General features: G+C 61.4%; 18 protein-coding genes and 1 tRNA gene. 10 read left to right on the forward strand and 9 right to left on the reverse strand.

All coding sequences use genetic code 11. The features are described from left to right. The first annotated feature begins 32 nt into the window (after nucleotides 1–32). The 8 genes from CJZ82_RS03420 to CJZ82_RS19525 all read left to right on the forward strand — a co-directional run bounded on the left by CJZ82_RS03420 (nucleotide 33) and on the right by CJZ82_RS19525 (nucleotide 5,460). Nucleotides 33–350, forward strand: a complete 318-nt coding sequence (locus CJZ82_RS03420; RefSeq protein WP_158218480.1) for a MotA/TolQ/ExbB proton channel family protein — start codon at nucleotides 33–35, stop codon at nucleotides 348–350. Beyond that, nucleotides 325–816, forward strand: coding sequence for a hypothetical protein (locus CJZ82_RS03425; RefSeq protein ID WP_143593525.1), 492 nt, complete (start codon nucleotides 325–327; stop codon nucleotides 814–816). Before CJZ82_RS03420 ends, CJZ82_RS03425 begins: the two co-directional genes overlap by 26 nt. Beyond that, entirely contained in the window at nucleotides 807–1,403 is a 597-nt protein-coding gene (locus tag CJZ82_RS17660; RefSeq protein WP_233130013.1) for a hypothetical protein, read from the forward strand. Before CJZ82_RS03425 ends, CJZ82_RS17660 begins: the two co-directional genes overlap by 10 nt. A gap of 276 nt (nucleotides 1,404–1,679) precedes the next feature. Continuing rightward, nucleotides 1,680–2,366, forward strand: a complete 687-nt coding sequence (locus CJZ82_RS03430; RefSeq protein WP_094554420.1) for a hypothetical protein — start codon at nucleotides 1,680–1,682, stop codon at nucleotides 2,364–2,366. Nucleotides 2,367–2,416: 50 nt separating this feature from the next. Then, a complete protein-coding gene (locus tag CJZ82_RS03435; RefSeq protein ID WP_094554421.1) occupies nucleotides 2,417–2,923 on the forward strand; it encodes a hypothetical protein in 507 nt (168 codons plus the stop codon). Between the two features lie 641 nt (nucleotides 2,924–3,564). Continuing rightward, the gene (locus CJZ82_RS17665; RefSeq protein ID WP_143593527.1) at nucleotides 3,565–3,825 is read left to right on the forward strand and encodes a hypothetical protein; all 261 of its coding nucleotides are present in this window, start codon (nucleotides 3,565–3,567) and stop codon (nucleotides 3,823–3,825) included. A 35-nt stretch (nucleotides 3,826–3,860) separates the two neighbouring features. Then, a complete protein-coding gene (locus CJZ82_RS18230; protein WP_158218481.1) occupies nucleotides 3,861–4,010 on the forward strand; it encodes a hypothetical protein in 150 nt (49 codons plus the stop codon). 271 nt (nucleotides 4,011–4,281) lie between these two features. Further along, on the forward strand, nucleotides 4,282–5,460 hold the full coding sequence (locus CJZ82_RS19525; RefSeq protein WP_094554422.1) for an EVE domain-containing protein: 1,179 nt from the start codon (nucleotides 4,282–4,284) through the stop codon (nucleotides 5,458–5,460). 145 nt (nucleotides 5,461–5,605) lie between these two features. On the opposite strand, the gene CJZ82_RS03445 is transcribed toward CJZ82_RS19525, so the two are convergent. Further along, nucleotides 5,606–6,775 carry a hypothetical protein gene (locus CJZ82_RS03445; RefSeq protein WP_143593528.1) on the reverse strand — a complete coding sequence of 390 codons (1,170 nt, stop codon included), beginning with the start codon at nucleotides 6,773–6,775 and terminating at the stop codon, nucleotides 5,606–5,608. Nucleotides 6,776–7,335: 560 nt separating this feature from the next. After that, nucleotides 7,336–8,046, reverse strand: a complete 711-nt coding sequence (locus tag CJZ82_RS03450) for a hypothetical protein (RefSeq protein ID WP_143593529.1) — start codon at nucleotides 8,044–8,046, stop codon at nucleotides 7,336–7,338. A gap of 110 nt (nucleotides 8,047–8,156) precedes the next feature. Here CJZ82_RS03450 and CJZ82_RS03455 point away from each other — a divergent pair, with 110 nt between their 5' ends. Continuing rightward, nucleotides 8,157–8,840 (forward strand): recombinase family protein, encoded by a 684-nt coding sequence (locus CJZ82_RS03455; RefSeq protein WP_094554425.1) that lies wholly within the window; start codon nucleotides 8,157–8,159, stop codon nucleotides 8,838–8,840. Between the two features lie 74 nt (nucleotides 8,841–8,914). Here CJZ82_RS03455 and CJZ82_RS03460 read toward each other — a convergent pair whose 3' ends face one another. Continuing rightward, entirely contained in the window at nucleotides 8,915–9,592 is a 678-nt protein-coding gene (locus CJZ82_RS03460) for a hypothetical protein (RefSeq protein WP_143593530.1), read from the reverse strand. A gap of 95 nt (nucleotides 9,593–9,687) precedes the next feature. Here CJZ82_RS03460 and CJZ82_RS03465 point away from each other — a divergent pair, with 95 nt between their 5' ends. Then, nucleotides 9,688–9,999, forward strand: a complete 312-nt coding sequence (locus CJZ82_RS03465) for a hypothetical protein (RefSeq protein ID WP_143593531.1) — start codon at nucleotides 9,688–9,690, stop codon at nucleotides 9,997–9,999. A 49-nt stretch (nucleotides 10,000–10,048) separates the two neighbouring features. Here CJZ82_RS03465 and CJZ82_RS03470 read toward each other — a convergent pair whose 3' ends face one another. From CJZ82_RS03470 to CJZ82_RS03495, 6 genes are all read right to left on the reverse strand, one after another. Next, nucleotides 10,049–10,498 (reverse strand): hypothetical protein, encoded by a 450-nt coding sequence (locus CJZ82_RS03470; protein WP_094554428.1) that lies wholly within the window; start codon nucleotides 10,496–10,498, stop codon nucleotides 10,049–10,051. A 92-nt stretch (nucleotides 10,499–10,590) separates the two neighbouring features. Further along, complete coding sequence (locus tag CJZ82_RS03475) at nucleotides 10,591–14,955, reverse strand: DNA polymerase (RefSeq protein WP_094554429.1); 4,365 nt, start codon at nucleotides 14,953–14,955, stop codon at nucleotides 10,591–10,593. Between the two features lie 431 nt (nucleotides 14,956–15,386). Then, entirely contained in the window at nucleotides 15,387–15,581 is a 195-nt protein-coding gene (locus CJZ82_RS03480) for a hypothetical protein (RefSeq protein ID WP_094554430.1), read from the reverse strand. 321 nt (nucleotides 15,582–15,902) lie between these two features. Further along, nucleotides 15,903–15,976 (reverse strand) — tRNA-Pro (locus CJZ82_RS03485). Nucleotides 15,977–16,044: 68 nt separating this feature from the next. Continuing rightward, nucleotides 16,045–19,053: an AAA family ATPase gene (locus CJZ82_RS03490; RefSeq protein ID WP_094554431.1), complete on the reverse strand. Its 3,009-nt coding sequence runs from the start codon at nucleotides 19,051–19,053 to the stop codon at nucleotides 16,045–16,047. Then, nucleotides 19,050–20,231, reverse strand: a complete 1,182-nt coding sequence (locus CJZ82_RS03495) for an exonuclease SbcCD subunit D (protein WP_094554432.1) — start codon at nucleotides 20,229–20,231, stop codon at nucleotides 19,050–19,052. The genes CJZ82_RS03490 and CJZ82_RS03495 overlap by 4 nt, the downstream gene beginning before the upstream one ends. Between the last annotated feature and the right edge of the window lie 109 nt (nucleotides 20,232–20,340).

Below are 20,340 nucleotides of genomic sequence, written 5' to 3' on the forward strand. Positions count from 1 at the left end.
AGATTGAGGACAGCTTCCTGGTCACCCGAACCATGATCTGGGTGCTGCCGATGCTGGGCTTTCTCGGAACCGTACTTGGCATCTCCGTCTCGATCGGTGGCTTCTCTGGCTTGCTGGCCAATGTGACGGATCTGACGAAGGTGAAGGCTGGCCTCACGCAGGTCACCGGTGGCCTCTCCACCGCCTTTGACACAACCCTTCTGGGGATTGTCTGCGCCGTCGGCTGCATGGTGTTGATGAGCCTGGCTGAGCGCTCGGAGTATCGGCTGGCCGGAGATCTCGAAGCAAGCATCAACGATTCCCTCTTCCCTCGATTGGCTCAAGATGAGACGTCCACGGCGAAGCTCTAGTACCGGAGTTGATCTGATCGGCTTCCTCGACATCCTCAGCGCGGTTATGGTGATCGTGCTGCTGGTGATTTCGGTGCTGGCCCTCTCGATCGGGGAGCAGGGAACAACCCAGGCTGCACCTGAACCGTTGCCAGCTGCGGCTTCAGAGTCCAGGACATCCCCCGCTCTCGTCGAGATCACCACGGTGGGTGGCCGTGATGTCACTGCGGCCACTTCCTTCCTGCTTTGCAAGGGAGAGAGCCTGGAGCAGTTCGATCCCGGAAACGGCGAGAGAATCAAGTCTTGGTCACTCGGCACCACCAGTGCTGCTGAGGTGGCTCGGGAACTGGCAGCCCCCAACGTTTACCTGGCGGTATCCGGTTCCTGCTTCCCCTCACTTGACTCTCTGGTAGAAGCCTTCCGGGCCAGCGGGTCGCAGCTTGGTTACGAGCCCACATCAGAGGAGGCCGTCTTGCCATGGCAGTAAATCAGAGAGGTCGTCGTCGCTCTGGTGCAGCCGAGCTGAGCTTCGACAGCTTGATCGATGTCTTCATGAACGTTCTGGGCGTTCTGATGATCACGGCTGTCGTGCTGGCACTCGCGGCTCCAGGGCGGGTCAGCAACCCACAGGCACCCACTCCACAACCACCAGTAGCCCCGCCACCCATTACACAGCCGGAGCGGCCAGCAGCTCGGCTCTCATTGCCACAGGTTGAAGAAGCCGCTACGCGTCCGCTCTATCTCCTGATCACTGGTGATGGCATCCGGCCATTTTCCGGGGATGACCTGGAGACGACCGGCAGGTTCTTTACTCTTACGGACCTGGGATCTGCTCTGCAGCTGCAGCCAATCTCAGGACGTGTGATGAGCGCGGGGGAGTTGCGTTTGTGGCTGAGGCAGTACGACCCAGGATTGCGGCATCTTTCAGCAGCAATCACATCCGATGGGACGGGATACTACAAGGAGGTGCGCACCATTACCGCAGAGGAAGGCTTCCGCTCCGGATGGCTGACACATGAAGGAAGTGCTGTTGTACTTGGCAGTGGAGGTCGTACAGGTTCTTTAGTCCAGTAGGCGCCATCCACCTAAAACTGCGCAGATACAATCACCTGAGTAGAGGCACTTTCTTGCAACATACCCCCCTTCTTGGCAATTCTGCTGCTGGGAACACTTGAACACAAGCTGGAGCATAGACAAGAATCATTCTCTAACTAGCCTGAATTGAGCGATGGGTGTGGAAATCCCCCGATCAGGGGATGTGGTGAGACGTGCGCCCAGGAGATGGTGAAGAGGTCAGGGGGAAGCAGATGCCCATACCCCCACCACCCACCACGACCACCGTTCATAGCCATGAACCGCTTCCTCACCTCCGCTGCTGCTGCTGCCATCGCGATCACCGCCTCACCGGCCTACGCACAGCCGACTCCCGCGATCGTCAAGCAATGCCAAACAGCTGCTGATTTTGCTGGTTGCGTCAAAGCTTTCACTACTCCAGCTGTCGTTAAAGACGAGGTTCAGCCTCTCCGCGATGCCATGAAGCAAGTTGCGGCGCGCCTGACCACAGGCACTAGCTTGGCTGACTCAACCAGCGTTTACCAGCCTGTCGTTGACCAACTGGCATTGGTAGAAAGCGCTCACGGCTCAGACCCAGCTGTAGTAGCAGCACGCAAGGCGACCAACATGTTTGGCGTTATGCGCTCGGCATGGGGATTGCGCATTCAAGCCGACGTCAGCCACAAGCTCAACAAGTCCAACGTGTACATCTGCCCGACACTCAAGGATACTGCTGACATTTTTGATCAGCAGTTTGAAACCAGCATCAACTTCAACTATTCCACTACTTGGGCGGGACGTCTGTTTGGTGTCAAGCTCTGCACTGTCGCCGACTATCAGCTGCCTGATTACTACATGCGAAGCGAGATAGTGCAGGTCTTAAACTCTGGCGCTACCCCCACAACGTCAATGGAGAAAGGAGCACCCTCCTCCACAAAAATCTTCCCACAGCCGGTAAGCGACTACTCATCCGGCTTTCGGTGAGTCGAGCTTTTCACATCATCCCACCACCCACCCACCACCACACCCGCACCATGAAGCGCTTCTTCGATATCGCCGCTGCTGCTGTCCTGCTCTTTGCCGCACCTGTTCACGCACAGAACACCACCGCCCCGTCTACCTGGCAGCTCAGTCAATTCTGCACGATGAGGTTTGACAAGAACAACAGCGCAAACTCCAAGGCAATCCGCAACATCGACACCACCAGGGAGCGCTGTCAGGGGATCTCTGTCTCCCAGAAGGAGAACATCAATGTTCACTTCTCCCCCGTACATCCGTCACTCAGCAAGCCGCTCATCAGTTATGCCCTTGTCGAGGGTCCATTCGTTGGTAAGCATCCAGTGCAAGCCGTAGTAATCGGCTTGGGAACCCAAGACCAGACGATCCTCCCCGTTCAAGGCGGATCATGTGAAGTTCGACCAGACTCGACCGTTGCGTGTTCAGCTTTTACGGAGTCGCTGGAAAATGGTGACTACTTGTCATTCATCAGCGTGGCCTCGTTCGAGGGTCTGGTCCCCGCTATCCGCACCGCCCTTCGCTGATAGTCCGCTCGCTGCCCCGATCGCATCGGTGCATTCACCATCCATCCCATCGTCTCCAGACCAACAGAAAAATGAAAAAGCTCATTCTAACCATTGCCATTTTGACAGCTACGGCATTACCCGCAATGGCTAAACACTGCCCGAGTCTTCCCCGGACAGAAACTAAAGAAATAAAACGTAGCGCCTATATTGTCGTTGACTCAGGCCCACCGATTCACTGCATCAAAGATTCACTTAGATCATTTGCAGAAATTGGAGGCCTTGATAAAGACACTTACCGATGCGGAGGCTTGACAATACAAAGAATCTCCCCATCGACTAACGCGCTTATAAGCAATGTCCTTAGACGCGACTGGGATTCGTGCTCAAGGTATCGCTATACCTTGTTTGATAAGCAAGGAAAAGAATTCCGCCTTAACGCCGAATGCCCTTCAGGAGCAATCTCTCCTGAAGTCTTAATTACAAGATGCATCAAAGATAACGTAACAACATTTAGCGGTAGAGCAAAGCTTACCAATGATTGGGCGGCTATCTACTTCCACACAGAGAGTGTCCACAAGCCCTTCCCTGTGAAAGGGCCAAGCCTTTAGTCACCACCGCCCGCCCCGAGCGCATCGGGCATCCTTCACCACCACCCCGCCATGAAATTTGATCTCTACAAAGCAGCCCGTGCAGCATCACGTGATGCACGCGAGGCATCCGGCTGCGCCCGCACGGTCTGGAGCCTTGCTTTGACCATCCAGACGATGTTCCGGTCAGCCGACGACGACGACTTACCCGTACCCAGCCATGATGTTGCGTTCGAGCTCGACCGTGCCATCAATGACGCAGGGTATGCCATGGCCTACATGCAGGCAACGCTAAATCAACTGCAGGCAATGCGGGGTGCACTTTGCTGCTAACTCGTCCCGTACAGGCTGCAATCCTCCGCCTGAAGATGACGGATGTAGTACTGCCGCTCTTGATGGTGTTGCGCGAGGAGGTCTGCCTTGTGACAGATCACCAGCGGGGACTGATCGACGAACGCCTCAGCCAGGTGCAGGGCGGCAGCGAGATCGAGAGCCATGCCGCCTATCTCTCTCACTGATTGAGCTGCTCAAGGAGTCGCCGAAGGTGCGGTTTAACGTGCTCAGCGAGGCGCGGTCACAAAAGTCTGCGGCTGTGCGAAGAAAGGGCTTGGCGCCTGATCGGCCAAATTCTGTGCGAATCTGAGTCCCTCAGGCCGGGCAGACAACTTCGCTAGCAAAGGGGTAATGCAAGCAGTTGACGTAACTTACAATATCTGACAGTTGATCCTAGACTGCGATGCATCTTGCTGAGTTTAGGTGCTATAGCCGTTCTCCCTGGACAAGAGTATTATGAGGACTTGGATTTTTCAAGGAAACCCTTCTATTTTTGATCTTGATGGGTTTCTGCAAAGCCATCCCGTTGATTTTTCCTGGCTTGCAAAGCAGCATCGTGACAAGATCATGCCAGGAGACGATGTATATGTTTGGAGATCCGCTGGAGATGCCCGTGGCACTGCCGGTATCGTAGCGAAGGCGACGGTGATATCTGAGCCATATGAGGGCCCCGATGATCAGGTCTCGGTGCCATACTGGAAGTATGCTTCAAATGCTACATCAGTACAATGTAGAGTTCGAATACGACTAGAAAAGTCTGCGAGTTCACGCGAGATAATTAAGAGAGACTGGTTGGTTGAAGATCCTATTTGCCATGACCTGTTAGTTATCCGGCAGCCAGCAGGGACAAACTATCCCGTTAACCAAGATCAAGCTGATCGACTTGGCCAGCTTTGGTTGCGTACAGGAGTGGACTGGAGTAGAGCAGAGTCGCTGGCTGCACTTCGAACTTACGGATATACGCTTAACCAAGAGATCTCTAGGAAGAGAGGCAGCCCAGTGGCAGAGCTTGCTCTCTTGACCGGTCGCTCCGTGAGTGGGGTATATAACAAGATCATGAACTTTCGAGCAATTGATCCAAGGGACCAGCGAGCTGGGCTCAAGGGAGGAAGCGATATAGACCGTGCAGTCTGGGCAGAGTTCTTCGACAGGACTAGCCGAGAACTTAATCAAAGTGCCATAGAGAAGGAGTTTCATTCACTATGGACGAACTCATGGATTCAGAAGTCGCTTGACACTCAATCTGAATCGCTCAAATCAAAAACATCAGCATTGGCCGCGTTGAGTCAGCAGGAATTATTGCAACGAATCGCCAAGCGGGCCACCTCAGACATTCCTCGATCTGGAACCATTACAACAACTATCTTTGATCGTGATCCTGCAGTGATCGTGTTTGCCAAGACTCGCGCACAGTTCCGATGCGAAGTCCCTGGCTGTCTGTACCAGCTATTTCTTAGGTCAGACGGAGAAGCATTCATCGAGGTCCATCATATTCGGACCCTGGCTAGTGGTGGTACAGACATCCCTGATAATGTTGCATGCCTGTGTCCCTCCCATCACAGGGAAATTCACTTTGGGATGGAAGGTGGGCGTCTAACCAACCTGCTGCTTGAGCTACGAAAAAGATCAGGCTAAACTGATATGTCAGAAGCCTCAACGGGGAGAGCGTTGTTGTAGAGGCAGGCTAGTGAGTGTCACACCTTCCAATGGATCAGGGCCCAGAGGTACCCCCTTAGGCGAGTCACCAGAATCCCTGAGAGGGTCCCAACCACTAAAGCTTTCACCACACCCTGAAGTTCGTCGACCCCACCATGCTCCTGCTGCGCTGCCAAACCACCCCATACCGCACTGCATCCAATGCGTGCTGCGCCGTTCCATCAGCTACTCGCTCACAATCTGTCGGGTGGCGGGGCAGCGTCGGCACCGTGGCCATCCAGCCCTGACATGCCTTGCTCCATAGGAGCCACGGTGTCTCCGGGTCACGACTTGCTGCCTGCAGCATCGTGCGGACCAAGGCTAGGCCGTTCGCTTCTCTCACCGAGAGCTTCCCGGCACGGCGAAACCGCACACCGGCATCTTGGAAGTCACCAGCCACTGAACCCCTCGGCCCGCCGGTCGCGTTGAACACGGCATCGTCCATCACGATCTGCAGATCCCTTGGCTCCAGTCCCCATCTGCTCAGCCATTCCTTGAGCGCCATGGCTTGCTCGGCATTGCTCATGTAGGAGCCACGGGTCCAATCCCGTTGCCCACCGCTGGTGCTGGCGCAGACGTACATCTCATCGATCAGCCACAGGCTGCCCTTGGGGGCGCTTGGTGGGTCCGGAATGGCCAGATAGAACACCGATGGGGCAGCACAGCCCCAGTCGCCCACCACGAAGGGCTTGTGGAGCCTCAGGTTGATCTCCCCAGGCTTCACTTCACGCATGGAGCGGCGCACCGAGAAGCTCGTCCCGAAGAACGCCCCGGCAATCTCCACGTCCAGCCGCCCTCTGAGCCAGGCATCTAGCAGCGCAGGGTCATCACCACATGCCACCCGCAGGCTGCGGATGTAAGCATCAAGGTCGATGTACTGGTTGCTGGCCGCAGTGGCACTGAAATAGACGCAGTGCTTCTCCAGGTCCTCGCTGTAGAACCGTGTGGGCTTGCCGGCTTCTGGATAGCCCGAAGGTATGCCGAATCTTGTCTGCAGCCACGCATGGCCAGCGCCTCCAGGGTTACCCAGCAGGATCACACGGGTCTGGATGCCTTCCGGTGCACGCAATGTGGCCCGTACGGTGTCGATGAAGTCACTGGTGGGATGGGTACCGACTTCGTCATGGATGTGGCAAACGTAGCTACGCCCCTGATAGCGGGAGAGTGATTTCTGCATCTCAACAGGCCCGTTGCCCACATAGCCCAGTTCCACTGAGCCGAAAGGAGCATCAGGCCCACCGAGCTTGAACAGCATCGTGGCGCCGCTCCAAGTGGTGCCTGGGAAGGCCCTGGCGTAATAGCGCCAAAGCAGGCCCTGCAGTTCAACAAGACCCTGGTAGGTCTGACGTGTGATCAGGCAACTGTACCTGCCCTTGAAGATACTGGCATCACGGGCGGTTATCAGCGGAATGGCATAGGACTTGCCAGTACCCCTTGCGGTTATGGCACAAACATCATCAGCCAGCGGGCAATCAAGCAGAATCCGCTGAGTCAGGTTTGCTTCACCAATCTCCGGGGCTGGTGCAGGCAGCCGTGGTGCGGTCTGAGTCATAGCCGGCGAGCATCCTTCCTCCAATCTAGTCGCGGCTCAATGCGCCACAGGACGGTGAAGATTGGGCGTCAAAATATTCAGCGCGGGTGAAGGTGATGAGGCGCAGATTGCCCCCCCTACCCGGGGTGGTGAATCTGGGGTGGTTGGCGCTCTGGGGAGTGAGTGGGAGACGAGACTGAAGGGTGGAGATTGCAACCATACCCCCATTCCTTATGCTTACTGGTGGACAAGGTAAGCATAGCCTACCTTGCCCAGAGACAGTATCAGCGGTCTGGATAGATCTCGCGGCATAGCTCTTGCGCTCCCCAGCTCATCGCCAGGTTCACATAAGCAGCGGTGAAATCGTCTGGGTCATCGATTGTCTGACCTTCCAATGCCTCCAGGGTAGACGTGCATCCGATGGCCTCGCAGTAGGCGTCAAACAGTGCACGAATGCTGTCTTCCTGCCGGCCCCAGCGTGCCAGCAGGTCTCGCGTGTAGCACTCCGCCAGGTTCACCCAGTCGCTGTGGTCGAAGTCTTGCAGCGACTCTGGGCAATCATCGAAGCGCTCGATGATGTCGTCGATCGCTGCGTTGTTCGGTGCGCTCCAGTTTGTATCGACCCAGCGGCTGCCGGCATCTTCCAGCATCTGGCGCAAGGTGGGCGGTTCTTGGTCGTCATCGTCGATGGGCCAGAAACCGAAGTCAGCGCCATCACCCGGATGGCTGCCGAAGAACCAGCCAGGATTGGCGGCACCGTCGAGCAGCTCAATCAGTTCTTCGATGATTTCGCTTGCGTCATCTGGCAGCTCGGGAGCAACGGGGCTCGATGCACTGCAAGCAAGCAGCTGAGCACGATCGATCAGACCATCTGGAGCACGGTCTGCGATTCGCAGATCATCGATGGTGCCAAGGAAGGAGTCAGCCAGCTGGTCGGGGCGCAATGTCCCAGCAGAAATGCTGCCGACGGCAAGAGCCGTGGAGGTGGTAGTCATGGATGGGGCTCTCAGGCGGGGGAGTTCGAAGGTCTCCGCCTGATCCCCACCACCATAACAGGCTGACGAACGTAGACGTGCTATAACAGGCGAAGAATTGATGAAGAGCTGTGGACCTTGTTGCCTATTACCGCGTCAGCACCCAGCGGCAAGGGCAGAGCGGGCTTGGGCTTGAAGCTCAAAAGGCTCGCGTGGAAGAGCTGGCACTTCAAAGAAATGCCAAGGTTGTGGCGGAATTCGTAGAGGTCGAGTCAGGGCGGAAGCCCGACAGACCACAGCTGGCTGCAGCTTTGGAGGAAGCCCGAAAGCAGCGAGCCGCCGTTGCGGTTGCAAAGCTTGACCGGTTAGCACGTGATGCTGAGCTGGTGCTTCGGCTGAGCCGTGAAGCGGAGGCCAACGGTCTGGCAGGCTTCTTGTTCTGCGATCTCCCCGACGTTGACGCCACCACCAGCGCTGGCCGGCTGATCCTGTCAGTGATGGCCAGCGTGGCTGAATTCGAATCGCGCCGGATCAGCGAGCGCACCAGGGACGCCTTGAATGCGGCCAAGGTGAAAGGCAAGGCGCTCGGTGCTCGACTTCCCAAGCAAGCTGCCGCCAATGCAGAACGTGCTGCCCAGGCTCAACAGGTGGCCGAGAAGCTGGCCGGCATCATTCGCCCCATGCGTGAACGCGGCGACTCCATGCAGACCATTGCCGAAGCTCTAACAGGCAGCGGGGTCCCCACTACCGGAGGCAAGGGCAAATGGAACGCTATGGGCGTCAAGCGTGTCCTCGCCCGTCTAGGCCTCTCTTGAATGGCAAAGCGAGAGCGTCTGAACTGGACCAATGAATGCACTCCCAGCTCCAGCGTCCTGAATTCCTTGTCGCATCAGCCACCTGCTGCAGGCCGATTCTCGTTGAATTGCTCGGTGGCAGGATCCACCATGCTCTTGGCCGGTGTCGGTGAAACTGTGGCCTCGATCTTGCGGGCCTGCTCGCTGGTCTGAATGGGCTCAACATCGAGAGTCCTCACCTCAGACGCACCAGCCCAGCGATTCTCGAAGCTGGCACCATCAGAAGGCAAATTGAGTTGAATGAAGTTGGTCTGATTGCTGCTCGTATCAGCACTGCCATCCATCAGGCCACAGAACTGAGCCCAGCGAACAAGGGAGCGTGACAACTCTCCTGCAGTGCGGGGGCTGATGCCGCGTGTGCGCCGTCTGCTGATGACATTGCCATCGGCATCAAGCTCCTCGGTGATCTGGCCATTGATGGACTGATAGCGGATATCAGCGGCCAGGGCGCCGAGCGTGTCATCGAACAGCTCGTTGATCTTGACCTTGACTGCATCACAATCAATGCCACGCTCTTTGGCGTACTTCTCGCCGCGATCAAGGGCACGCTTCAGCGCCATTGGGCTTGGATAGTCCATCTTTCGCTGTATTGATCTCCAAGAGACTCCACGCAGAGTTAGCTTGTAAGCCTCTATGTCGCGCTCGATCTTTTCTTCATCGCGCTCTTTTGGTGGCTTCCGATTAGGCTTGACTAGGGATTGTGACTGTGACACTTGATGCTAACATGTCGCTATCAATACTTTGCCATAGACTGCAGGCGATTTGCTACTTCTTTGCAGGAGATTGGCGAGGGCGGTGGTTTGTTGCCGTGGCCCAAATCGACAGGGCCGGGCCCGCCGGAGTCGACTTCGCCATCTGGTGCATCGCACCACCCCGCAGGTGCCAACTGCTCAGGAGGGGGGTGGAGCATCGGCTGGCTCCCGAGCCGCTGGCCGTCATCACCAGGCCACCGCTGGACCAGTTCACCGTGGTGTATCTGCGCCGCATGGCCCAGGCCATAGGGCTCACCCAGGTGGGTGGGGTGTGGACCTCGAAGGCCAAGCGTGCGGACCTGCTGCTGGCGCTGAAGCATGGCCTGCTGCCGTACACAACGGGTGAAACCAGCTTTAGGCTCTGGTGATCTTAGTCAGTCTTCGAGGCGCCCTTAAACCAGTGAGGTTAACTTATTTCTAATCCCCAAAGCCCGTGGAGCACATATTTTCTAGTAATTCAATGAATACAGACCCGTCATACTCTTCGGGATCGATGCAAATTTCTTCCCTGAATAAGTGCTCAAACTTTTTGAAGTATTCCTTAGGGTTAAATAGCATCTCATGACTCCTGCTGCTATGATTATCTTTGTATCTCGCGTCATAGTCTTCGTCTAAAGTGTATCCAGCATTGTCCGCGCTTTCTTCATTATCAAAGATTATAGCCACTAAAAGCGCTGTGAGCTGACCAGCTGAGATCCCCTGGATGCAATTCTCAACGCTCCCGATGAACGTTTCAGAAGTAGCACGTATCAACTGCCAAGTAGGATCCGACATTAGATGTTCATCCGCTTCCTGTAGGGCGTCAAGCAGATCCTGAACGTCCTGCTCTCCATCATATTCAGCTTCTCCAATGCGAAAGGAAGGCATGTCGCTGTTCCCTGCCTAGTCCATGGATAGCTAAGGATCTGCTCTCATGTCTCTCCCCTGCTTAAAGTTCCGTAATGGTCATACGGAAGCGCTCAGTGGGCATCGCCCCAGCTCTCGCCGACCTGGGCCGCGGCCTTCAGTGGGATGTCTCCCAGGTAGGTCTCCCGGAGCCGCGGGGATGTCATCACGGCCAGGGCCGCGGCCTTCACCTGCTCCAGCTGATCGCTGGGCACTTCGAGCAGGAACTCGTCATGGATCAGGCCGATCACCCTCACGCCAGGGTACTGATCCAGCTCCTGCCACAGGTCTCCAGCGGCATCGGCCAGCAGGTCCTTCCCTGAGCCCTGGATGGGGAAGTTCACGCCGTTCGTGCGGTAGATCGGGAAGGTGGGTCTGGTGCCGTCAGCGTTGGCGCCGTTGCCGACGTTGCGGATCCTGCGACCGCTGACGGTGCGGACCTGGTAGATGGTGCCGTCCGCGTACTGGGCCATCTCGCGGCTGATCTGGGGGTGGAACCGATGCCAGGCGTCGTAGACCTCCCTGGCCTTGTGCTCGGCCACGGGGACGCCCTGGGCGGCGCTCAGCAGCCCCTGCAGGCTCTTGGGGTAACAGCCGTAGGCCAGGGAGAAGTTGGCTGGCTTGGCGGCGATGCGCTGGGCTGTGGTGACGGCATCCTTCGTCACCAGGCCCTGGGGGCGTGGCAGATCGAACAGGGTGAGCGCCATCAGGGCGTGGGGGTCCACCCCATCCAGCAGCACCTGGCGGCAGCCGCTGTCGTTGTAGAGCCTGGGGCTGGCCTGCAGGGCGATCTCGATGCTGTCCCAATCCAGATCCAGCAGCACCGTGTCGGGGTTGCCTGTGACCAGAGCGGCCTTCGTGCGGCCCGTGAGCCCCTGGAAGTTGAAGCCGTACTGGGGGAGCTTCTCGGTCTTCCACTGGCCAGCCTTCTGGGCTGTGGGGCCATAGACCTCGGTGTCGGATGGAACGCGGCGCAGCTTGCTGCCCTCACCCAGCTGGGCGCTGGTGGTGGTCCTGCCCGTGTTGGCCCCCAGGATGCGGTAGCTGGGGTGGATGCGGCCATCACCCTGGGCGATGTCGCGGCGCAGCCAGGTGACCTCCTTCAGGGTGGCGTCCAGGTCGCGCACCTCCAGCAGCAGATCCACGGCGGGGATGCCGCGGTAGGGGGCCAGGGCCTGGGCGTCGGTGGTGGGTCGGTCCTCCCTCGCCCCCGTCTCCTTGTTCGTCTCCTTCTTCAGCAGCGGTGCACCGACCGCCGCGGCCAGGGCTGGGTGCAGCTGCTCCACCGAGCGGTAGTTCTCGATCCCCAGTAGCACGTGCAGACGTGCCACCTTCTCCGTGCGGGCCTCTCGGGCTAGCACCTCCAGACGTGCCAGTTCCTCCAGGTCCACGGCCAGGCCACGCACCTGTCCATCAGCGCAGGGGCCGATCATCTTGTTCTCCAGGTGCAGGGCCATCACCTGCCCAGTGGCCTTCAGGTGCCCCTGCAGGGCGTGCGCAAGGGGCCAGACCACCTTGGCATCGGTGGCGGCGTACTGCAGCTGCTCAGCGGTCAAGGCGTTCCCCCAGTCGCTGGTCTGGGCTTCCTTGTCCAGCTCCTCCCCCAGGTAGTGCCGCGCCACCGACGCCAGGCTGCTGCCCGCCAGGTCACCGATCAGCTGGGACGCCAGCATCGTGTCCCACCAGCCGCACAGGGGGCGGATCCCCGCGGCAATCAGGAAGGTGGCTTCGAACAGCAGGTTGTGGCCGCACAGGGTCCGCTGTGGGTTGCGCACCAGGGAGCGGAGCCACTCGATCGCAGGGGCGCCGATCACCGCCACATCCACCACCCAGGTGTGGCTGCCGTCGTGGATCTGCGCCAGGCGGATCTCACCACCCAGGGAGGGGAACAGGCCCGCCACGTGACGGTGGAGATCTGTGCGGCGGTTGAAGGTCTCCAGGTCGAAGCCGAGCCAGAGCGGCATGGCATCGGGGTCGGGGAGATCGGTGGACGCGGCCACGTAGGTGATGTCCTCAGGCAGCTCGCCCTCGAAGGGGGTGGGGATGGGGGCCGCCACCACGCGGGGTTCCACGGGGGTGGGGGCTGGCTTGGCCTTGATGACCCGCTTCTTCCTGGGGGGCTTGGGGGTGGGCACCAACTCCTGGCCCAGGGGGTCCGCTGCCGCGGGTAGGGGGGTGGAATCGTCCAGGGGTGGAGCCGAGTCGATTCCACCCTGGGGGCCTGAACGATTCCACCCCTCGCGCGGGGACGTGCGGGGGGTGGAATCGATGGAATCGTTCAGTGTTTGCAAGGGTTCTTCTGAACGATTCCACACCCCACCCTCCCTGGTCCCCCCGCATATAACGCTTGCGTCGATTCCATCGATTCCACCCTGGGTCTGTCCCCGCGCGAGGGGTGGAATCGTCCCCGCCCCATCCCCTGCGATCGGTGCCTCGGTGGCTTCCGCTTCACCCCCCACGGAGACGGCCACCACATCCACCACGGCGGGCGGCGGGTTGCCCTCACCCATGGGCCAGAACTGATCCGTGGGTGTCCCGTCAAGCGTCACCTTCAGGGACTGGACCAGGGACTTCCTCGCCAGCTGATCCAGGTTCCGCCAGACCGCCTTGTGTGCGCTCGATCCCTGGATGCCCAGAATCTCCACCACCTGCTTCACAGTGGTTCTCTCCCCCTGCTCCCGCCAGCGCAGACGCACCACGGAGAGAACATCGCCCTGGCGATCGGTCAGATCGTCCTCCACCTTCTGGCGGCGGTTGGCGGCCTCCACCGCGTCGGGGCTGCCGTGGCTGACCCATTGACCTGTGGCCTTCTCCCGCTCCACCAGGAGACGCACAGGGGCCCCGCCGCGGCCTTCGGTGACCAGAACCCTGCGGTCATCCAGGAACCAGTCCTCACCCCTTGCCGCAGGCGCCAGGTTGATGTTCTGGCTGCTCAGAGCTGGAAGGGCGGTGGTCCCCCTGGATGCGGTGCTGGCCGCCGAGTGGGAAAGCACCTTGCCGCTGTGGTGAACGATCACCGCACCCGCTCCGTGGGGGGCCAGGGCCTCCATCAGATCCGACGCTGGCTCGGCAAAGCTGGCGTCCTTCTCCTCCAACCCCAGACCGCGTGTCAGCTCGGCGTAGCTGTCACACAGAACAAGCAGGCCTGGGTGCTTCTCGGCGTAGGCCTCGATCTTCTCGATGCCGACGGTATCCAGGGTGAGCGGACGGCCCTTGTGGAACAGGCCAACGATCGGCCAGCCGAAGGTGTCGTCCTCGTTCAGCAGGCCGAAGCCGCTCAGCATCTCCACCCAGTCATTGGATGGCATATCCACCCCCACCAGCAGAACGGGCGGGCAGGGGCCGATCAGCGGCAAACCCAGGAACTCGGTGGCGCCACGGCTCCAGGCGGCGATCACTGCCACCAGAAGGCTGGTCTTCCCCGCCTTGGGGAGAGCCACCATCAGGTTCAGGCAGGCGGCCAACAGCACGCCCTCCCACAGCCAGCGGTCCTTGGTGCGGGTTAGCACCTCCCCAGGTGCCACGGCTTCGGTGTTGCCCCTTGCAGCCCGCTTGGCATCCCAGACGCACTGGAGAAGCTCCTGATCCTTCAGCAGGATGTCGAGATCACGGGCAAAGGCCCGCAGCAGGGGAACCCGCTCGGTGACGCGCACCTTCTCGGCCAGCAGGGTGGCGGCCTGCTGGCGCAGCTTGGCAATCTTCTCCGCGTGGGGCAGCTCGGTGGCGCTGGGGCGGGCTGGCAGCCTGCTGGGGGCATGGCGCAGCAGGTTCATGATCAGCCCTTGGCGCTCGTGGCCCTCGGCCACCCCCAGCACGTCATCCAGGCCCGCGGTGCCACCAGCACGGAGCAGCACGAAGCGCACCAGCAGGGCGCCAATCTCCTGGGCCAGAACGTCCGCCAGGTGATTAGCTGCCTCCCACACCCTGAGTTTGGTGGCCACGTCGGCATCGAAGGCCAGGAAGACGGTGCGGTCCTTGAGGGGGATCCGCTCCAAGCAGGGGATGGGCTTGCCGTTGCATCGCCACCCATCACAGCCGCTCACCCCCACGACGGCGACCTGGGCCCCAGCCAGAGCCGATGCCGCGGCCAGGTACTGCTTCGTACCTTCCACAATCACCAATGGCACGTCCGAGCGTGCCACCAGCTCCTGGTGACCAGGCGGCACCGCCAGCACCATCGACGCCTGGTTGGGCCAGCGGTACTCACCCTTGGGCTGGCCGTCCTTCTCCCCCTTCCACCTGACCTGATGGATTGCTGGACCGTCGAACGGCTGCCAGGTGAAAACCATGGGATCCAGCCCGCTCCCCACCAGCCAGCTGTACTTCTCAAACCCGCGCGGCAGATCCAACAGGGAGCTGATCGAGTGAACGGCGGTGGCCCTTAGGTCGTCGATTCCCGCCGCTAACAGAAAGGCCCTGTGCTCTTCAGACAGTCCCATCTGCCGCTCAGCTCCCCACGACGACTAGGGCGCTGATGAGCCAGGAACGTTCGACTAAAGCCAGCCTGCCCACCATGGAGGTGGAACATTCTTTGCAGCCAGCCATCAGCCCGCCCTCGTAGCACTCAGCTGCGATGCATGGGCAGCGTCATACGTCTCCGGTCGGCGCCGACGGGCCTGCTTTGCCGCAAGCTCCAGCAACGTTTCCCGAACACGGGGAACGCTGTAATAGAACCTGCCGCGCTTTGGCCCGACGGTGTAAAAGTGATGGCCGGGCTTGAGGATGCCCTGTTTTTTGTATTCAGCAAGCTGACGCTCAGAAGGCCCTACGGCCTCCGACAACTGTGTGATTGGCACCCAGGGGGCGCCCGCTTCTTGGGAAGACATGACATACCAGTCTGAATTGACTGGCTTCGTGCCACAAACGTGTATTACTGGTTTTTGCGTGCCTTGAACCAGGCCCGATCACGGCGTCGGCAGTAATCAACTGCTGCAAGGGCCATCTCGTAGATGACGAAATTCCCCTTGCTCCAGTCGTGCTGGCGCTGTGGTTTGCCTGGTGGCGGGTTGAACTCGTCCGCTGCCGCCATCATCTCCTGTGCGGAGAGCGTGGAGTCCTTAGGCATCTGGATGATTCCGACGCCGGACCTTCGTGAGTAGCGGTTGGGTTTGGGCACAACAAGCTCAGCAGTACAGCTTGCGGCAACCCCGACCCAATTCCTGACTGAGCGCCACCCCAGACGGCTCGGCTACGGACGCGGTTGCTAACGCTTCCACGCCATTCGGTTCTTGATGATGATCTTAATGGCTTCCTGCAGAGGGCCGCAGCAGCTTGCAGGCAAACTCGCGGACAACTCGGCTTGCAAGCGGCGTGGCGAGACGGCCTAGCAGGAAGGGTTGTCCGCGCTTTTGTCCGCGCCCCTTCTGTCTTATGGCTGAGAAGTCAATCGGGGCGACAGGATTCGAACCTGCGACCTAGTGCTCCCAAAGCACCCGCGCTACCAAGCTGCGCCACGCCCCGCCGTTATCGACCTTACCTACCGAGCTCCAGGCGAATGCGTCAATGCTTGGAAGCTCACTCGGCTCTGGTCAGGAGAGAGCGTTCATCCCTACACGCACCATCGAGCCCTGATCGCTGGAGAGCACCTCGATGCCGTCGCGGATCCGCTCCTTGAGGGCTCCCACGTGACTGATGATGCCGATCATGCGGCCGCCTTCCCGCAGCCGGTCGAGCTCGTCCATCGCCAGCTGGAGGTTGTCGGGATCTAGGGTGCCGAAGCCCTCGTCGATGAACAGGGCCTCGAGGTGCACCCCGCCTGAATGGGCCTCGACGGTGTCGGCCACGCCGAGGGCCAGGGCCAGGGAGGCCTGGAAGGTTTCGCCGCCCGAGAGGCTGCTCACTTCCCGCTCCTCGCCGGTGTAGGCATCGAGGACACGCAGGCCCAGGCCCGCCTGGCGGCCGCCGCGCCCCCCCTCATCGGTGAGCCGCAGCTGATAGCGGCCTGAGGTCATCAGCTCAAGTCGCTGGTTGGCGTAGCGGCAGATATCGCCCAGATAGGCGGAGAGCACCCAGCGCTGCAGGGATATGAAAGGAGCGGCCTTGCCAGAGCAGCGATCGGCCACGGCACTCAACAACTGTGCCCGCTCCCGCCGGGCGGCCAGCTCGCCTGCCCCGCTCCTGTGCTCAGAGCTGACCCGCTCGATCTCCGCCTGCGCTCCTCGGGCTTCGCTGTGGCGCTCGACGGCCGCCGTGCGGGCGGCATCAGCGGTGATCACCGCTTCCTGGGCAGCCGCGGTGTCTGGCCGCTCCACTGGCAGACCGGCCAGGTCGGATGAGGCCAGCAGTTCCCTCAGCCCGATCAACTCCGTCTCGTAGGCCTTGATCCGCTGGGCCCAGAGCTGGCGCACGTTCTCCTCTCTTAGAGCGGCAACGACGGCCAGGCCATCGGCAAACTCCGTTCCGGCCATATCCCTCGCCAGGCGGCCCGAAGCCTGCTCAAGCCGGGTCATGGCAGTGGTGATGGCTTGGCAGCATCCCGCCAGAGCTTTCAGTGCTTCCTCCAGGGGTTCGAAGGTCTTCAACGCCTGCAGTGGATCGACCCCCTCCCCAAGCTGGCTGGCGATGTCGGCGGTGAGGGTCTGCGCCCGTTGATTTTCGTCCGCGGCGCCCCTGGACTGCATGGCCAGCTCCGTGCTGGCCGACTGAAGGCTCGCTTGGAGTGCCTGGAGCTCCTGCTCGTGATCGTTGATCGCCTGCTCCAGGCCGGCCACTGTTTCGGCCAGGGCCTGCGCCGTGGCCAGGCTCTCCCTGGCCTGAAGAGCCGCAGTGCGCGCCGTCAACTTATCAAGGTTGGCGCCGCCGGCTTTCTCAAGGACCGCCGCCAGTTCTCCCTGTGACTTCTGCACACCAACCGCGGCTTGCTCGGCCGCCTTGGTTGCCGCGTTCAGCTGGCTCTCCGCCGCAGTGATCGCCTCATCACTGACGGCGTCCAGGGATGGCTGAGCTGGTGTCGGATGGTTCGCCGAACCGCAGACGGGGCAGGGGGCTCCAGATTCCAGTCCGGCGGCGAGCCGGGCCGCCATGCCGGCAATATGACGTCGCCGGTGATCGTTCAAAGCCGCCTTGGCCTGGCTGAGCCGACCATCGGCCCTGGTTTTCGCGGCCGTGGCCTCGTTCTCCTGCTGCTGGGCAGGGGCGATGGCCTCCACGGCTCGGGCGCGATCACGGGCCTCCTCTGCCGCCCGCTGCAACCCGTTGAGCTGGTCACGGGCCGAGCAGGCTTTGGTGAAGGCATCGGCGGCGGCCTGGCGCGCCTGTTGGCGGCTCTCTATGGCGGCTTTGCTGCTGGTAAGCCGCTCCTCCGCTCTGCTGGCCAGTCCAGCGGCGGCGGTGGCCCTGGCCCTTGCCTGGGCTGCCTCCATGGCTTGACTGGCCAGGCCCGTCAGCTCCACCCGTCGCGCCGCCAGGGCATTGCGCGCTTCGCTCAGCTCCTCGAGGCTTGGCGGTGCGATCAGATCGAGCAGGACCAGCGAAGCCGGCAGGGCCTGAGCGGCGTCCCTGGCCCGGTTAGCCCGCAGCAGCTCTGCCTTGATCCCGGCCTCAAGGCTGCTCAGGGCGTCACGGGCAGCCTGTTCAGCTTCCACGCTGGGGCGCAGCGCCTCGGCCTGCTCCGCCCTGCTCAGCCGCTGGCGGAAGTCGATGACCGCCTCCTGCTTGGCCTCCAGTTCGCTGAGTCGCGAGAGGGCCGCTGCGCGCCGATCCCAGCGGTCGGCCGTCTTCTCGATTGCCGCCATCGCATTGCGGGCGACCTCAAGGCTTGCGCCCGCCTGCTTCAGGCTGTCCTGGGTGCCCCCCACCACCACAGCGATCTGCTCCACCAGCAGGTCCAGGCCCTCCTGATCGTTGGGTACCTCCAAGGGCTGAAGGGCATAGGGGCTCCACTCATGGGCGGCCTGGTGGCACAGCACCTCCAGGGTCCGGTTCTGCTCGGCCACCTCGATGCGGGCGGTCTTGGCGCGCTCCTCCAGCCAGCTGCCTGCCTGCTCGTAGATCACCGTGTCGAAGAGGGTTTTCAGCAGCGCCTCCCGCTCCTCAGCCCTGGCCCGCAGCACTTCGGCGAACTTGCCCTGGGGCAGCAGGATCACCTGACGGAACTGGGCGGCATCGAGACCCACCAGCCCCTGCACCTCGCGGGTGACCTCCGTGGTGCGGCTGGCGATCGGCTGCCACTCGTCGCCGACCAGCCGGAACAGCACCGCCTGCGGCGCCTTCTCGGTGGTTCCCTCACCCCGGGTCTTGGGGGCGGTGTAAGCGGGCGATCGCTCCACGCGGTAGCGGGCCCCGCCGCTGGAGAACTCCAGGCTCACCCGCGGCACGGCTGAGGGCTCGGCGTGATCCGATTTCAGCGCCTTGACGCTGCGATCCCCCGACACCTCGCCGTAGAGCGCGAAGCAGAGGGCATCGAGCAGGAAGGTCTTGCCGGCACCGGTGCTGCCGTGGATCAGGAACAGTCCCTCCTGGCTAAGCGCGTCGAAGCCGATCTCCACGGGCTCGGCATAGGGCCCGAAAGCCTCGATCCTGAGCTGGTGTGGTTTCAGCGCTCCCCTCCCTTCGCGGCCGCCTCGAGCGCCTCCCGCAGCAGATCGCCCTCGGCCTGATTGGCGGCTCTCCCCTGCTGATCCGCGAAGAATGCCGAGGTCAGCTCAAACGGTGAAGCGGCCTGCCGCACCTGCTGGTTGCGCTCGCTGGCCGTGGAGCGCAGCACCTCCGGCGGACGGTGGCGCAGTTCGGCCACATGGGGGAAGCGCCGGCGCAGTCGGGCCATGGCCTGCAGGGGCAGCACCTCGTCGGTGAGGATCACCCGCACCCATGCTTTGACGGCCGACTCAAACTGCGGATCACGGCAGAGCTGGTCGATGCCTCCTTCAATGGTGCAGAGCGATCGGCCCACCCGCAGCGGCACAAGCTCAACCGTTGGCTGGCCTGCCGCGTCGAGCTCCACAATCCGCACCGACTTGGTGTGGTGCTGCTCGGAGAAGGAATAGGGCAGGGGGGTGCCGGAATAAGCCAGCCGGGGGCCATCCAGCTGCTGGGAGCCGTGCAGATGGCCCAGGGCCACGTAGTCGAAGCCGGCGAAGGCCTCCACGCTCACCCGATCGACGTTGCCGACCGTGAGCTCCCGCTCCGACTCCGAGCTCTCCCCACCAGCGACGAAGGTGTGGGCCACGAGCACAGAGCGGTGCTTCGGCCGCCCCTGGAGATCCCGGCGGATCCGCCCCAGCGCCAGCCGCGTCACCTCGTCATGGCGCAGGCGCACCGGCAGCACCTCCTCCTCCAGCGCACTGATCAGGCCAGGCCCATCCACCGCCGGCTCCAGGTAGGGGAGCGGGTAGATCGCCACCGGAGGCCCCCCCAGCCGTGGGCTCACCAGCACCGGCTGATGGGCCCGGCGCACGTCCCCGCGGATCGTCACCCCGAAGCAGGCCAGCAGGGGGTCGTACACCGACACCCGTACGTGGGAATCGTGGTTGCCGGCGATCGCCACCACGGCGGCACCGCACTGCCGCAACTGGGCCAAAGTGTCGTTGAACAGCTGCACGGCCTCGGACGGCGGGATCGCCCTGTCGTAGAGGTCGCCGGCGATCAGGACCGCATCAACAGCCCCCTCCCTGGTCAGCTCCACGATCCGCGCCAGCGCTGCCGCCTGCTCATCAAGCAGAGAGGCGCCGTGGAAAGTTCGCCCAAGGTGCCAGTCGGAGGTGTGAAGCAGGCGCATCAGCGGCAGTCTGCGCAGGGCCTTCTTCAGCTAGACGCTAAGTGGCCATCGACACCCGGCGGCGGGGGCAACCGTGATCAAGGCGATCGCAGAACTGCCTGACTGCTCA

The organism is Synechococcus sp. 1G10, assembly GCF_002252625.1.
Lineage (GTDB): Bacteria > Cyanobacteriota > Cyanobacteriia > PCC-6307 > Cyanobiaceae > Regnicoccus_A.

Coding starts and splice junctions, on each gene's coding strand:
- CJZ82_RS03480 (WP_094554430.1), bottom strand. CDS start 15,581: ATGCCTAAGGACTCCACGCTCTCCGCACAGGAGATGATGGCGGCAGCG.
- CJZ82_RS17660 (WP_233130013.1), top strand. CDS start 807: ATGGCAGTAAATCAGAGAGGTCGTCGTCGCTCTGGTGCAGCCGAGCTG.
- CJZ82_RS03450 (WP_143593529.1), bottom strand. CDS start 8,046: ATGACTACCACCTCCACGGCTCTTGCCGTCGGCAGCATTTCTGCTGGG.
- CJZ82_RS03430 (WP_094554420.1), top strand. CDS start 1,680: ATGAACCGCTTCCTCACCTCCGCTGCTGCTGCTGCCATCGCGATCACC.
- CJZ82_RS03425 (WP_143593525.1), top strand. CDS start 325: ATGAGACGTCCACGGCGAAGCTCTAGTACCGGAGTTGATCTGATCGGC.
- CJZ82_RS03475 (WP_094554429.1), bottom strand. CDS start 14,955: ATGGGACTGTCTGAAGAGCACAGGGCCTTTCTGTTAGCGGCGGGAATC.
- CJZ82_RS03420 (WP_158218480.1), top strand. CDS start 33: ATGATCTGGGTGCTGCCGATGCTGGGCTTTCTCGGAACCGTACTTGGC.
- CJZ82_RS03435 (WP_094554421.1), top strand. CDS start 2,417: ATGAAGCGCTTCTTCGATATCGCCGCTGCTGCTGTCCTGCTCTTTGCC.
- CJZ82_RS03470 (WP_094554428.1), bottom strand. CDS start 10,498: ATGCCTTCCTTTCGCATTGGAGAAGCTGAATATGATGGAGAGCAGGAC.
- CJZ82_RS17665 (WP_143593527.1), top strand. CDS start 3,565: ATGAAATTTGATCTCTACAAAGCAGCCCGTGCAGCATCACGTGATGCA.
- CJZ82_RS19525 (WP_094554422.1), top strand. CDS start 4,282: ATGAGGACTTGGATTTTTCAAGGAAACCCTTCTATTTTTGATCTTGAT.
- CJZ82_RS03495 (WP_094554432.1), bottom strand. CDS start 20,231: ATGCGCCTGCTTCACACCTCCGACTGGCACCTTGGGCGAACTTTCCAC.
- CJZ82_RS03445 (WP_143593528.1), bottom strand. CDS start 6,775: ATGCTGTTCAAGCTCGGTGGGCCTGATGCTCCTTTCGGCTCAGTGGAA.
- CJZ82_RS18230 (WP_158218481.1), top strand. CDS start 3,861: ATGACGGATGTAGTACTGCCGCTCTTGATGGTGTTGCGCGAGGAGGTC.